Raw genomic sequence first — 12,781 nt, 5'->3', positions numbered from 1 at the left:
TGTGCCTGATATCCTTACCGCCTAGCTATGGCGTGAGATGAATTAAGCCCGTGAGGCAAATATGAAAAAGATTGGCTTTCTGTCCTTTGGGCATTGGAACCCCTCGCCGCAGTCGGGCACCCGTTCGGCTGGCGATGCGCTGTTGCAGTCCATTGACCTGGCGGTTGCCGCCGAAGAGTTGGGGGCCGACGGCGCCTATTTCCGCGTGCACCATTTTGCCCGCCAGCTCGCCTCGCCTTTTCCATTGTTGGCCGCCGCTGGTGCCAAGACCAAAAAGATCGAACTCGGCACGGCCGTGATCGATATGCGCTACGAAAACCCGCTCTATATGGCCGAGGATGCCGGTGCGGCTGACCTCATTGCCGGCGGGCGCTTGCAGCTCGGCATTTCGCGTGGCTCTCCGGAACAGGTGATCGATGGCTGGCGCTATTTCGGGTTCCAGCCCGAAGAGGGCAAGACCGATCAGGACATGGCGCGCCAGCATGCTGAGGTGTTCCTCGAAGTGCTGAAGGGCAAGGGTTTTGCCCAGCCCAACCCGCAACCCATGTTCCCCAATCCGCCGGGCATGCTGCGGCTTGAGCCGCATTCGGAAGGCCTGCGCAACCGCATCTGGTGGGGTGCGGCGAGCGACGCGACGGCCATCTGGGCGGCCAAGATGGGCATGCACCTCCAATCCTCGACGCTGAAATTCGACGAGTCGGGAAAACCGTTCCATATCCAGCAGGCCGAACAGATCCGCGCCTATCGCACTGCGTGGAAGGAAGCGGGCCACGCTGGTGAGCCGCGCGTTTCGGTGAGCCGTTCGATCTTTGCATTGGTCAACGATCAGGACCGGATGTTCTTCGGCGCCGGTCGTCCCGAACAGGATCAGTTCGGCTATATCGAACCGGAAAAGCGCGCCGTTTTCGGCCGCGGCTACACGGCCGAGCCCGACAAGCTCATTGAAGAGCTGAAGCGCGACGAAGCCATCGCCGAAGCCGATACGCTGCTTCTTACGGTCCCGAACCAGCTCGGTGTCGACTACAATGCCCATGTGATCGAGAGCATTCTCACCCACGTGGCGCCGGGTCTCGGCTGGCGCTAAGGCAGGCTGAACCCCGATCCCTCGCAGCCATTGGCCTGCCAATAGTTGCCGACATCGGTGAAGCGACCGGTCGCCGCCTGCTCTATGCGGGCGGCGAAGGCCATGGCCCGGCATTCGTTGGGTCCGGCAACGACATGCACGAGTTCGTGCAGGACAGTGAGGGTGCGCAGCGCATCGGCGCCCGATGTCGAGAACTGCGGGCAGAGGATCAAGCGGACTTTCCCATCGCTCGGCGGCAGGCTGACAAAGGCGGCAAAGCGCGCGCAGGAATTGTTGGCTTCGCTGCCGTTTTCGACGCGCATGGTGATAGTGCCGCCCCAATGGCTCGAGGTGAATTGCCTAAAGGTCAGCGCGGAACGATAGGCGGCGACATCGACCCCGAAAAGCTCGGCTGGCAGACCCGGGCGGGCGGCTTCGAACTGGCTGATGGCCCGGTCGAATGCGGCGTCCACCATATCGGCGCGGGCGGGCGTGAGGGCGAACAGCAGAAAAACGAGGAGCGTGAGGCAGAAGCGCATACGGCTTTCTGCCCGCTCATTGGGGCGCTCGCAAGGCCCTGATCAGGTGGATGGCCCGGTAAGAAAGGGCATGATGTCGACGCCGTCGCCGGGAAAGACGGAAAAATGCGGGTGGTTCTCGAAGAGCTTTGCCGCGGCCTCGATGGTCTCGGCTTCGACAACGATATAGCCGCAAAAGGGATTGGTTGCCGGCGCCGTCCCATTCTTGCTGACGCGCAGCGTCTTGCCGACCATGCCGCCGGGATCGGGGAAGGAGGCGGCGTTCTTCTTTTCCCACTTGGCCCATTGCTTGAGCCCCACATCATCGATCGCGTCCTGATCGGCCTTGGGCATGGCGCGGAAACGGGCGAGGTCTTCCGGTTGCATCGTGTAGACGGCGAGAAAGCGGGGCATTGGCGCGCTCTTGCGGCTGATCATGAGATATCGGAGCCTAGCCCGCCGCATTCCCGGAGTCACCGATTGTCGGGGTCTGTCCCAGATCAGGCCAGGCTCCTTGTTGTGGCGTCGGCGACACAGTCGTTTAATCCTGCGCCAAACTCACATAAACCGGCCACATTTACCGCAGAAAAGCGTCTCATCCGAACGCGAGACGCAGCAGAGACGGGAAATCCCGTCCACAGCGCGCCAGAGGACTTTAACCTCCTGCTTACCTTTTGTTTCCCTCATGGAGAGAACAGGGTAGAAGCGGGATGAGACTCCCTAGGACAGGTTTGCTCGATGGACTTCCGCATTTCGGCCGATGATCGCGTTGGTGCCCAGCCCAATAGGGGTGCCAAGCCGCAAGCGCGTGGCCCAAAGGGCCAGCGCGTCGAGCCGAGCCTTGGCCAGTCCGTCGGCGGCTTCGTCGATGACGAACGTTCTGGGGGCCCGTTTGGTGGTGGTGCTGGCGGTGGCGGCAAGCCGCCGCGTGGCAAGAAGCCGGCGCGCGCCGAAAAGGAGCCGCGCCGCGGCAAGGCCGAAACGGCCAAGCCCAGGAAGCGCCGGTCGCGCTCGGGCGGCTTTTTCATGGGTCTCTTGTGGTGGGGCTTTGTCGCCTGCCTCTGGGGCGGCCTCGCCGTTATCGGCGTCATCGTCTACTATGGCGCCCAGCTCCCCTCGTCCAATAGCTGGGCCATTCCTGATCGCCCGCCCAATATTCGCATCCTCGCGGCCGATGGCAGCCTGATCTCCAATCGCGGCCAGACCGGCGGCGAAGCGGTCACTTTCCGCGAATTGCCGCAATATGTGCCGGCCGCCTTCATCGCCTCGGAAGACCGGCGTTTCATGAGCCATTTTGGCGTCGACCCCATCGGTCTTATCGCCGTGGCAGTGGAATCGGTGCAGGCACGCGAAGTGACGCGCGGTGCATCGACGCTGACCCAGCAGGTGGCAAAGAACCTCTTTCTTACCCCCGACCAGACCCTGGGCCGCAAGGTACAGGAAGCGATCCTCGCTATCTGGCTCGAGCAGAATTTCACCAAAGAAGAAATTCTCGAACTCTATATGAACCGCGTCTATTTCGGTTCCGGCGCCACCGGCATCGAAGCCGCGGCGCAGACCTATTTCGGCGTTTCCGCGCGCAATCTTTCGCTTGGTCAGGCCGCCATGCTGGTCGGCATCCTGCCCGCGCCTTCGGCCTATAATCCAAAGGCCAATCCGCAGCGCGCCATCGAGCGGCAGCGCCTCGTGCTCAATTCCATGGCGCAGGAAGGCTATATCACCCGCGAAGAAGCCGATGCGGCGCAGATTTCGTCCGATCAGGGAACGGTTCGGACTGTGGTCGCGGGTTCGGAATCCTATGTGGCCGATTGGGTCGAAAGCCTGATGACCGCCTATATCGGCGAGATCAAGGATGACGTGGTGGTGCAGACCACCATCGACTGGAAGATGCAGAAGGACGCCGAGTTTGCCGTCCGCGAGGCCGTGGCCAATGAAGGCCCCAAGCGCGGCTTCTCGCAGGGCGCGCTGGTGGCCATGGACGTCAATGGCACCGTGCGCGCCATGGTCGGCGGCGTCGACTATCAGGCAAGCCAGTATAACCGTGCCGTGACGGCAAAGCGTCAGCCCGGTTCGACCTTCAAGCCCTTCGTCTATATGGCCGCCATGGAAAAGGGCTATACCCCGGACACTTTGGCCGAGGACGCCCAGTTCGAATATAATGGTTGGAGCCCGCGCAATGCCTCGGGCAAATATGCCGGCACGGTAACGTTGCGCCAGGGTCTTGCCTATTCGCTCAATACAATTGCCGGTCGCCTCGCCATCGACGTCACGCCGGAAGCGGTTATCGATGTCGCGACCCGCATGGGCATTTCCTCGCCCATGACCCCGGTGCCGTCCATCGCGCTCGGCACGCAGGAAGTGAACCTTCTCGAACTGACCTCGGCCTATGCGCCCTTTGCCAATGGCGGTATGGGTGTCATCCCCAATGTGATCACCAAGATCACCTCCAAGGATGGCACGCAGCTCTATGAAGCCTCCGATGCCGGCCCCGGCCGCGTCGTCGATCCCAATGTGCTCGCCGAAATGAACGACATGCTCGAGACCGCTGTGGAAGTGGGCACGGGGCGCGGCGCAAATCTGGGCGGTTGGGATTTTGGCGGCAAGACCGGCACCAGCCAGAACGCCCGCGATGCGCTCTTTGTCGGCTATACCTCGGCCATGGTCACCGGCGTGTGGCTCGGCAATGACAATGACACCAAGACCACTCTGTCGGGCGGCAATGTGCCGGCGGCCATCTGGTCCGAATTCATGACCAAGGCCCATGCCGGGCGCTCGCCGGTTCCGATTCCGGGCGGCTCTTATCAGGGCCAGTTGATTGCCCAGCAATTGATCGACCCGGCGACGGGGCAGCCGGTGATCGACCCGACGACCGGCCAGCCGCAGGTGCAATATGTCGATGGCGGCACGGGCCTGCCGGTGCAGACCACGATCGATCCGACGACGGGCCAGACCGTTGCCATCGATCCGGCCACGGGCCTGCCTAACACCAACCTTGCGCCTGTGGGGACCGGTGCAACCACCAATCCGCCGATCCAGACCGGACAGATGACCGATCCCAATACGGGCCTGCCGATCAATGGGGGCTTTGACCAGACCCAGCCGCAATACGATGCGCAGGGCCAAATCATCGATCCAGTGACGGGCCTGCCGCTGCAGACCGATCCCAATGCGGGTTTCGCCACCGACCCGAATGCGGCGTTTACAAACAATAGCGCCCCGATCGATCCGCAGACGGGCCTGCCCATGGTGCTGGTGGTCGATCCGGCGACGGGCCAGCAGGTCTGGGTGCCGAGCGCCCCGGCTGCCAATCAGCAGCAGTTCCAGGGCCAGCAGGTGCAGCCGACGAGCCCCTTCGCGCCGCCCGCCTCGGTAGGCCAGCAGCCGCAGCAGCCGGTCTATCAGAACGAGAATTCGCAGCGCACGCTGATGGATCTCTTGTTCGGCAATTGATGTGAGGGCCCCGGGAAACCGGGGCCTTTTCATTGTGCCGCATTGAACTGTCGCCCCCGCGGGTGCACATGAGTCTATCCTCCTCTGCCTCCCCGGAAAATTCCATGACCACGCTCGCCGATTTTACCCTGCCTCTCCTCAGCGGCACGCCGCAAAATCTTGCCGACTTTTCCGGCAAGGTCGTTCTGGTGGTCAATGTAGCGAGCCAATGCGGACTGACCCCGCAATATGCCGGGCTCGAGGCGCTCTATCGGCAATATGGGGATCGCGGTTTTGTCGTGCTGGCCTTTCCCTGCGATCAATTTGCCGGGCAGGAGCCGGGCACCAGCGAAGAGATCGCGAGTTTTTGCGAGATCAATTACGGGGTGACCTTCCCGATCTTTGAACGCATCGACGTCAATGGCGAAGAGGCGCATCCGCTCTACCAATGGCTCAAAGCATCGGCGCCAGGGCTTCTCGGCAGCGAAGCCATCAAGTGGAATTTTACGAAGTTTCTGATCGGGCGGGACGGCACGGTGGTGGAGCGCTTCTCGCCGGCGACGGAACCGGCCGAAATTGCAGGCGATATCGAGAAGCTGCTTTAGAAGCTGGTTCGAGGGGCCTCACCCCCTCCCAACCTCCCCCATCAAGGTGGAGGTGCCCATCGAGTTCTGGGCAATATCTCGCCCAAACCACCGCAGCATCACCTCCCCCTTGATGGGGGAGGATGGGTGGGGGTGTTGGCGCTCGCGGTTCTCCGACTAGCCATGGCGCCAGCCAGATTGCTTTGCGCCGCAAAGCCTTTAATTTAGGTGGCGGCGGATGAATGAGGGCAGGCCATGGCCGATATTCTCGACTATTGCAGGGATCTGAAAAAGCAGCGGTTCAAGTCGGGGCAGGTGATCCTGCCCGAGGGCGAGCGCCTCGGAAAACTCTATGTCCTCATCGAGGGGCAGGTGGAGATCATCCGCGAACGCACGCAGGTGACCCATGTCGACGAGCCCGGCTCGATTTTCGGCGAAATGGCCGTGCTGCTCGACATGCCGCATTCCGCGACCGTGAAGGCTCTCTCCGAAGTGGAGGCCTATGAAATTCCCGATGCCCTGACGTTTCTTGATGGGCATCCCGAATTCTCGCTGCACATTGCCGGCATGCTGGCGCGGCGGCTTTATTATACCACCTCCTATCTCGTCGACCTGCAGCAGCAGGCGGCCGGCAAAAGACAGGATCTCGACCTCGTCGATGAAATCCTGGCTAGCCTTGTCGATCCCAGCGAGACGGGCAAGAAGAAGCGCAAATGAGCGACGAGACGACGCCGAAACCGGCCGTAACGATCACCTATTGCACGCAGTGCAACTGGATGCTGCGTTCGGCCTGGATGGCGCAGGAACTGCTCTCGACCTTTTCCATCGAACTGAAATCGGTAACGCTGGTGCCCGGCACCGGCGGCATTTTCGAGATTCATTTCGACGACGAGCTGGTCTGGGAGCGAAAGCGCGATGGCGGCTTTCCCGATAGCCGCGTGCTCAAGCAAATGGTGCGCGACCGGATCGACCCCGAGCGCAGCCTCGGCCATATCGATAGCGTCGGAAGTAAATAAGTCTTTCCAAATGCCCGGTTTTCGCTAGTCTTTGGCGATCGAACCTGAGGGAGGCCTGGCGTCATGGCTCATAAGTTCAAGATCACCGCGGCTGCAAACGAGCAGTTCAAGTTCGCTTTCGTCTACAATGCCGAGACGATTTTCTGGTCGGAAAACTACAAGCAGAAGGCTTCAGCCAAATCGGCGGTCGAGTCGCTGAAGAAGAACGCGCCGGAAGCGGCGACGGTCGACGTCTCCAAGGGCGAAGAAGGCAAGGGCTATCGCTTCGAAATCGTCGCCTCCAAGGACGGCCAGCATTTCGTGCGCTTTGTTGCCTCGAACAACGAAACCATGGTCCGCACCGAGACCTACAAGCAGAAATCCAGCGCAGTAAACGCTATCGAGTCGCTGAAGAAGAACGGTCCGGGTGCCGAGGTCGTGGACGAAGCCTGAGCGGCCTGCACCAAGCGGTCTTTCCGGCAACCCCGCGACAGCGGGGATTCTTGGCGCGAACTCGGATTCCCGCTTTCGCGGGAATGACGCCGCGATTGTTTGCCATGTGCCAGTCTTTTCGGAACTAAAATTGGCAGGGGTGCCTCGCTCCCTGCTCCAAACCACAATATTGTCCGGCGATCAGACCGTTTGGGGACGCATCGATGCTGAAAACTTCCGCCCTCCTTGCCATGGCCGCTACGGCTTTCGCCATTTCCATGCCCGCCTCGGCGCAGGACCTGCCCGATCTTGCCGGCCGCACCATTCATGCGGTGACGGAAAACGCCTATTACCCGCTCAATTTCGCCGATCCCAAGACCGGGGAAGGCATTGGGCTCGAATATGACGTCATCAACGAGATCGCCAAACGGCTCAATGCCAAGGTCGAATGGAATCTCGTGGCCTGGGACGTGATGATCGAGTCCGTCCGCACCGGTCAGTTCGATGTTGGCGCCGATGGCATCACCATCACCGCCGAGCGCGACGAGCAGATCGATTTCACAAAACCCTTCATTACGGTGGAGCAATATTTCCTGGTTCGCGCCGACGAAGAGCGCATCACCAGCAAGGAGAGCTTTGCCGGCGATCCGGAACTGCTGTTCGGCGCCCAGGCTGGCACCTCGTCCTTCTACACCGCCATTTATGACGTGCTCGACGGCGACGAAGCCAATCCGCGCGTGAAAGTTTTCGACAGCTTTGGCGCGGCCGTTCAGGCGGTGAAGGCTGGTGACGTGGACGCCGTTATTGCCGATCAGGCGGCCTCGGCCGGCTATATCGGCGCCGATCCCGGTGCCTTCAAGCAGGTGGGCGAAGCGATCAAGGCTGATCCGCTCGGGCTGATCTTGACCCCAGGCTCGGACCTCGTTGAACCCTTCAATGCCGCGCTCGATCAGCTCAAGGCCGAAGGCTGGCTCGATGAGCGGATCAGTTACTGGTTCTTTGAATATACGGGTGAGTAGGGATCAACGATCCCTTTTCGTATGGTCCTGGTCTTCTGCACGGCGTCATCCCCGCGAAAGCGGGGATCTCACTTTCGGCGTGACGGGATTCCCGCTTTCGCGCGGATGACGCCGTGATAGAGCGGCAGGAAGTTGAATGGACCGCCTTGATAGTCACCCGCCACATGAACCCATGACCACCCGCCCGCGCCGTTCCTCCGTCCTTGCCCGAATGCCCTGGTGGCTGCTCGCCGTCGGGCTGCTGTTCGTGCTCGGCTTCTGGGCCATCACGGCGGACGAGACCTATTCAAACATCTTCCAGAAACTCTCGGGCGGCGTGCTGACGACGCTTTGGGTGACGCTGATCGCCTTTGGCCTCGCGACCGTTTTGGGCCTGCTCATTGCCCTGGCACGGACTTCCAATATCCGCGTGCTGCGCGAGATCGCGACCTTTTACGTGGAAATCATCCGCGGCATCCCGATCCTGGTTTTTTTGTTTTATATCGCCTTTGTCGGCGCTCCGGCATTGGTGGCTGGATTCAACTGGGTGGTGGGCCCGCTCATCTCCATGGGCTGGATGGAGCCGGCCACCATCCGCGGTTTCGATTTCGTCTGGCGGGCCATCCTGGCACTGACCATCTGCTACTCCGCCTTCATCGCCGAAATCTTTCGCGCTGGCATTGAGGCGGTGGGACGCGGCCAGGTCGAGGCGGCGCGTTCGCTTGGTCTCTCGCGCTTCCAGTGCTTCCGCCTCGTCATCATGCCCCAGGCGCTGCGCACCATCCTGCCGCCGCTCGGCAATGATTTCGTCTCCATGGTGAAGGACTCGGCGCTGGTTTCTGCATTGGGGGTGCAGGACATTACCCAGCTTGGAAAACTGCACGCCTCTTCGAGCTTCCAGTTTTTCGAGACCTATAATGTCGTAGCCTTCCTCTATCTCACCATGACGATCTCGCTCTCGCTCCTGGTGCGATGGCTCGAAATGTTCATGGCGCGAAAGGATCGCTTCTAGTTGCAACGCCCTCATTCCGTCGTCACTACCGGGCTTGTCCCGGTAGTCCCCAGCGGAGGCGAGATGGATTGCCGGGACAGGCCCGGCAATGACGATAGAAGGGATGTCACTTGCGACAACCCTTCCCACCAACCATGTTGTAAAAACATCGCTGGAGGACCCAATGCACAAATTTGCCCGCCTTGCCGTTTTCGGAGCCGCCGTTCTCGCCCTTGCCGCTTGCGGCAATCGCTCGGAAGTGGGCAATGTCGGGGTCGATTGGACCGGCAATGACATTTCCATCGAGGCCGTGGCCGATCCTGATGTGCAGGGCGTTGTCTGCCACCTGGCGTTCTTCAACCGCTCCTTCATCGATCGCATCAGCCAGGGCAACTGGTTCGAGGACCCGTCCTATTCGGCGCTTGATTGCTCGGCAGTCGGCCCGATCACCGTGGGCGATATTCCATTGAAGGGCAGCGAGGAAATCTTCAAGGAAGCCCGTTCGCTGATCTGGAAGTCGCTGCGCGTGACCCGCATCTATGACCAGGCCAACAATTCGCTGATCTATCTCGCCCATGCCCGGGAAATCCAGCAGGGCTCGGGCAAGATGAGCCTTTCGGTGGTGCCGCTCAACGGGCTTGATGTGACCTGGAAGAATGGCAGGCCGACGGCTGGGGCCGTTACCGGCTCGGTCATGGTGCAATAGAGGCAAAAGAAAAGGCCCGCCGAGGCGGGCCCTTTTGTCAGTTAGCGCTGTCTTCCACATCTGGGCAGACCACTGCCTCACCAAGGGCTGGCTCAGGACCCTGGGCAGGCGGCGTGTCGGTCGTCGCTTCACTATCGCCATCGCTATCAGATTGAAGCGACTCTCCCGGCGCGGTGGCGCCTGCGCCCTCCTGCACGAGGCATTCTTCAAGCGTTGTCGGGGCCGTGGTGCTCTCCTGTGCAAAGATTGCGGCAGTGCCACCGATGCTAAGGGCGAGGGCGGTGGTAATGGCGATCAGGGAGGATTTCATCGTGGGTCTCCAAATGGCTCAAAAACTGAAAAATTCATCAAACAACGAGCGGCCAACGCGTCGGAGGCGGATTCGGTTCGCGTAAAAAACGAACTGGTGAACGAGGGCGGCCAATTGGGCGGCTCCTCGCCTTTGGCGTCGGATTGGAATGTCATGGCGCTGTTATGGGCTGATGCACAAAAGAATTCCGTGAGCCACCCCTTCAAGCGTGGGCTGGCAGTACGATATTCTCAGCTAAGATTTACGGTCGACAAGGCCGGCAGAGGAAAAGCACGATGGCAATCCTGATTGGCGATACCGCCCCAGACTTCACCCTTGAATCCACCGAGGGCACCATTCACTTCCACGACTACATTGAAGGCTCCTGGGCGGTGCTGTTCAGCCACCCCAAGAACTTTACCCCGGTCTGCACCACTGAGCTTGGCTACACCGCCAAGCTGAAACCGGAATTCGAAAAGCGCGGCGTGAAGGTTCTCGGCCTTTCGGTCGACAAGCTCGAAGACCATGGCGGCTGGGCCAGGGACATTGAAGAGACCCAGGGCGCCGCGCTCAATTTCCCGCTCCTCGCCGATACCGAAGGCAAGGTGGCGCGTCTCTATGACATGATCCACCCCAATGCCGACAACACGTTGACCGTCCGTTCGGTCTTCGTCGTCGGCCCGGACAAGAAGGTAAAGCTCAAGATCGAATATCCCGCTTCGACCGGCCGCAATTTCGATGAAGTGCTGCGCGTAATCGACAGCCTGCAACTGACCGCCAAGCACCAGGTGGCAACGCCGGTGAACTGGAAGAGTGGCGAGGATGTGATCATCGTGCCCGCCGTTTCCAATGAGGCGGCCAAGGCCAAGTATCCCGAGGGCTGGAAGGAACTGAAGCCTTATCTGCGCATTGTACCGCAGCCCCGTGGCTGAGCCACAAGCACCTGTCTTCTCCCTGACTGACCTGGGCGGTGGATCATCCATCGCCCATTTTCTTTGCCGCAATTGCCGTTTTGCTCAGCCCAAATCGGTCACAATCATTGTTCGAATTTTCTGAAAAGGCCGAATTTCCCGTAATTCACAGGCTTGATCAGCCGAAATCCGGGGCTTGCGGCTGGTTTCCAGGAACCGTTGCCTCATGGCCACAGCGAACAAAGTGGTTTCCTGATTCTTACCGATCGCGGTTAGCGAGGCGCTAATTCGGCAATTCATGAGATTCAGTTTCTAAGATTCGTTGAACCTTGGCCGAATGGTTAATGAATTGATGCCGCCAGACCTGCGGCAATGAGGCAACACAGCACAATCCCGCGCGATTCTGCCCTTAATCGTGCCGCCCGTCATCTTTAGGCAATGCTCATCGATAACTTCAGTGAGCATAGACCATTGATCAGAAGAGCCGTTCTCGTCGCCGCAGCGGCGGCCGCCCTCGCACTAACTTCGACGGCAGCCTACGCCCAATGTGGTGGCGCTTCCTGGTATGGCCCCGGCTTTAACGGCAAGCGGGCAGCATCAGGAGAAATCTTCAACGAAAACGCCATGACGGCGGCGCATCGTTCTCTCCCCTTCGGCACCAAGGTTCAGGTCACCGACCAGAACTCGGGCAAGTCGATTGAAGTGGTCATCAATGATCGCGGGCCTTTTCATGGCAAGCGTATCATCGACCTTTCGAAAGCCGCGGCTACGGCCCTCGGCTTCCGCAATCGCGGCACGACCTCGGTCTGCCTCGATCAGATGTGATCTCTTCCGATCTCATACGTCAGTAAAAGGCCGCCCCCTGGGGCGGCCTTTTGTTATCTGAGACGCAAAACCTCGATGGCGGAGAGCTGGTCGGGATCGAGCGGCCCGCGCCTTTCCGCTTCGAAGGCCATTCGCAGTTCTTCCCGGTTCTTGACGCCGAGCACCAGCGTATCGACGCCCTCGATCCCCAGCGCATAGCGGTGGGCGACAAGGGCTGGGTCGTCGCCCCAGCGCTCACAAAGATCGCGAAAAGATTGGGCGCGGGCAAAATCCTCCCGGTCCGGCCCATGTGTATCGGATCGGTCAAAGCTGCTGGTCAGCGCGCCCGCCTGCACGGCGCGCACGCCCATGACACCCACGCCCGCTGCCTGCGCTGCCGCGATGACATCGCGCGGACGCGGGGCGAGGCCGGTGCCATTCATGGCGCCGGGGCTGTCGAGCAGATTGGCGATGGCCTGCACTGCGGCTGGGACCGGCCCCGATGAGAGCGCATCTATGGTGGCGGTGGCATGGTTGATGCCGGTTATGCCCCAATCGCCAATAAAACCCTCCTGCACCAGCCGGGCAAAAGCCGGCCGAACCGCATTGCGATAGAGCGAGAGACTGGTCGAACGCTCATTCTTGGGTGGCTCGCCGGGCGGATAGTCATAATCGTCCGGGCGGATTTCGCTGTGAAGCAACATCATGTCGACCCGGTCGAGGCTCATGGCCATGAGACTCTTTTCGAGCGACGCCTTGAGCCGCGGAAAGACCTCGTCCTCGGGCACCGTGCCGAGGCTGTACTTGGTCGTGACGCGCACCCCATTGGGCAGCCTGCCCTCGAAGGCGCGGCCAATCATGGCTTCGCAGATAAGATAGCCTGGCGCGGCATCAAGGAGTGAAATACCGCCATCGACGGCGGCGCGCAGCGTCGCGACGGCTTCATCCTCCGAGGTCGGGCCCCAGACCTGGCCGATGCCGCCGCCGCCAAGGGTAAGCCGGCTGACCGCGCCGAAGCGGCCAAGGCGATTGGTGGTCATGGTTGTTTCCGCAAGCGTATC

At 60.8% G+C, this 12,781-nt stretch carries 15 protein-coding genes and 1 pseudogene; 12 read left to right on the top strand and 4 right to left on the bottom strand.

The window, feature by feature from the left end:
- The first annotated feature begins 61 nt into the window (after window positions 1-61).
- Entirely contained in the window at window positions 62-1,084 is a 1,023-nt protein-coding gene (locus tag J7557_RS17305; RefSeq protein WP_291421289.1) for an LLM class flavin-dependent oxidoreductase, read from the top strand.
- On the opposite strand, the gene J7557_RS17300 is transcribed toward J7557_RS17305, so the two are convergent.
- The gene (locus tag J7557_RS17300) at window positions 1,081-1,602 is read right to left on the bottom strand and encodes a hypothetical protein (protein ID WP_291421288.1); all 522 of its coding nucleotides are present in this window, start codon (window positions 1,600-1,602) and stop codon (window positions 1,081-1,083) included. The genes J7557_RS17305 and J7557_RS17300 overlap by 4 nt on opposite strands.
- Before the next feature lie 42 nt (window positions 1,603-1,644).
- Window positions 1,645-1,995, bottom strand: coding sequence for a hypothetical protein (locus tag J7557_RS17295; RefSeq protein WP_291421287.1), 351 nt, complete (start codon window positions 1,993-1,995; stop codon window positions 1,645-1,647).
- A 324-nt stretch (window positions 1,996-2,319) separates the two neighbouring features.
- Between J7557_RS17295 and J7557_RS17290 the strand changes: the two genes are divergently transcribed.
- From J7557_RS17290 to J7557_RS17250, 9 genes and pseudogenes are all read left to right on the top strand, one after another.
- On the top strand, window positions 2,320-5,031 hold the full coding sequence (locus tag J7557_RS17290) for a PBP1A family penicillin-binding protein (RefSeq protein WP_291421286.1): 2,712 nt from the start codon (window positions 2,320-2,322) through the stop codon (window positions 5,029-5,031).
- A 104-nt stretch (window positions 5,032-5,135) separates the two neighbouring features.
- Entirely contained in the window at window positions 5,136-5,615 is a 480-nt protein-coding gene (locus J7557_RS17285; RefSeq protein ID WP_291421285.1) for a glutathione peroxidase, read from the top strand.
- A 234-nt stretch (window positions 5,616-5,849) separates the two neighbouring features.
- The gene (locus tag J7557_RS17280; RefSeq protein ID WP_035079976.1) at window positions 5,850-6,311 is read left to right on the top strand and encodes a Crp/Fnr family transcriptional regulator; all 462 of its coding nucleotides are present in this window, start codon (window positions 5,850-5,852) and stop codon (window positions 6,309-6,311) included.
- Window positions 6,308-6,610, top strand: a complete 303-nt coding sequence (locus J7557_RS17275) for a SelT/SelW/SelH family protein (protein WP_291421284.1) — start codon at window positions 6,308-6,310, stop codon at window positions 6,608-6,610. Before J7557_RS17280 ends, J7557_RS17275 begins: the two co-directional genes overlap by 4 nt.
- A gap of 63 nt (window positions 6,611-6,673) precedes the next feature.
- Window positions 6,674-6,856, top strand: a pseudogene (locus tag J7557_RS17270) (YegP family protein); the annotation flags it as partial.
- 24 nt (window positions 6,857-6,880) lie between these two features.
- Window positions 6,881-7,042 (top strand): YegP family protein, encoded by a 162-nt coding sequence (locus J7557_RS17265; RefSeq protein WP_291421437.1) that lies wholly within the window; start codon window positions 6,881-6,883, stop codon window positions 7,040-7,042.
- Window positions 7,043-7,245: 203 nt separating this feature from the next.
- Entirely contained in the window at window positions 7,246-8,040 is a 795-nt protein-coding gene (locus J7557_RS17260; protein WP_291421283.1) for an ABC transporter substrate-binding protein, read from the top strand.
- A gap of 172 nt (window positions 8,041-8,212) precedes the next feature.
- Window positions 8,213-9,031, top strand: a complete 819-nt coding sequence (locus tag J7557_RS17255) for an amino acid ABC transporter permease (RefSeq protein WP_291421436.1) — start codon at window positions 8,213-8,215, stop codon at window positions 9,029-9,031.
- A gap of 163 nt (window positions 9,032-9,194) precedes the next feature.
- On the top strand, window positions 9,195-9,716 hold the full coding sequence (locus tag J7557_RS17250) for a CreA family protein (protein ID WP_291421282.1): 522 nt from the start codon (window positions 9,195-9,197) through the stop codon (window positions 9,714-9,716).
- Window positions 9,717-9,753: 37 nt separating this feature from the next.
- Here the strand turns inward: J7557_RS17250 and J7557_RS17245 are convergent, their stop codons facing one another.
- A complete protein-coding gene (locus J7557_RS17245; protein ID WP_291421281.1) occupies window positions 9,754-10,026 on the bottom strand; it encodes a hypothetical protein in 273 nt (90 codons plus the stop codon).
- Window positions 10,027-10,301: 275 nt separating this feature from the next.
- Between J7557_RS17245 and J7557_RS17240 the strand changes: the two genes are divergently transcribed.
- Both J7557_RS17240 and J7557_RS17235 read left to right on the top strand, forming a co-directional pair.
- On the top strand, window positions 10,302-10,937 hold the full coding sequence (locus tag J7557_RS17240; protein ID WP_035079966.1) for a peroxiredoxin: 636 nt from the start codon (window positions 10,302-10,304) through the stop codon (window positions 10,935-10,937).
- Window positions 10,938-11,387: 450 nt separating this feature from the next.
- Window positions 11,388-11,741: a septal ring lytic transglycosylase RlpA family protein gene (locus tag J7557_RS17235; RefSeq protein WP_291421280.1), complete on the top strand. Its 354-nt coding sequence runs from the start codon at window positions 11,388-11,390 to the stop codon at window positions 11,739-11,741.
- A 53-nt stretch (window positions 11,742-11,794) separates the two neighbouring features.
- On the opposite strand, the gene J7557_RS17230 is transcribed toward J7557_RS17235, so the two are convergent.
- Window positions 11,795-12,760, bottom strand: a complete 966-nt coding sequence (locus J7557_RS17230) for an aldo/keto reductase (RefSeq protein ID WP_291421279.1) — start codon at window positions 12,758-12,760, stop codon at window positions 11,795-11,797.
- Between the last annotated feature and the right edge of the window lie 21 nt (window positions 12,761-12,781).

The sequence above is a fragment of the Devosia sp. genome, from assembly GCF_017744655.1.
Lineage (GTDB): Bacteria > Pseudomonadota > Alphaproteobacteria > Rhizobiales > Devosiaceae > Devosia.
The sequence above is the reverse complement of the archived record's forward strand: the minus strand, read 5'-3'. Positions and strand labels throughout refer to the sequence as shown.

Bases quoted from the DNA above. Each gene is read 5' to 3' on its own strand.
- J7557_RS17305 (WP_291421289.1), top strand. From the start codon at position 62: ATGAAAAAGATTGGCTTTCTGTCCTTTGGGCATTGGAACCCCTCGCCG.
- J7557_RS17300 (WP_291421288.1), bottom strand. From the start codon at position 1,602: ATGCGCTTCTGCCTCACGCTCCTCGTTTTTCTGCTGTTCGCCCTCACG.
- J7557_RS17295 (WP_291421287.1), bottom strand. From the start codon at position 1,995: ATGCCCCGCTTTCTCGCCGTCTACACGATGCAACCGGAAGACCTCGCC.
- J7557_RS17290 (WP_291421286.1), top strand. From the start codon at position 2,320: ATGGACTTCCGCATTTCGGCCGATGATCGCGTTGGTGCCCAGCCCAAT.
- J7557_RS17285 (WP_291421285.1), top strand. From the start codon at position 5,136: ATGACCACGCTCGCCGATTTTACCCTGCCTCTCCTCAGCGGCACGCCG.
- J7557_RS17280 (WP_035079976.1), top strand. From the start codon at position 5,850: ATGGCCGATATTCTCGACTATTGCAGGGATCTGAAAAAGCAGCGGTTC.
- J7557_RS17275 (WP_291421284.1), top strand. From the start codon at position 6,308: ATGAGCGACGAGACGACGCCGAAACCGGCCGTAACGATCACCTATTGC.
- J7557_RS17260 (WP_291421283.1), top strand. From the start codon at position 7,246: ATGCTGAAAACTTCCGCCCTCCTTGCCATGGCCGCTACGGCTTTCGCC.
- J7557_RS17255 (WP_291421436.1), top strand. From the start codon at position 8,213: ATGACCACCCGCCCGCGCCGTTCCTCCGTCCTTGCCCGAATGCCCTGG.
- J7557_RS17250 (WP_291421282.1), top strand. From the start codon at position 9,195: ATGCACAAATTTGCCCGCCTTGCCGTTTTCGGAGCCGCCGTTCTCGCC.
- J7557_RS17245 (WP_291421281.1), bottom strand. From the start codon at position 10,026: ATGAAATCCTCCCTGATCGCCATTACCACCGCCCTCGCCCTTAGCATC.
- J7557_RS17240 (WP_035079966.1), top strand. From the start codon at position 10,302: ATGGCAATCCTGATTGGCGATACCGCCCCAGACTTCACCCTTGAATCC.
- J7557_RS17230 (WP_291421279.1), bottom strand. From the start codon at position 12,760: ATGACCACCAATCGCCTTGGCCGCTTCGGCGCGGTCAGCCGGCTTACC.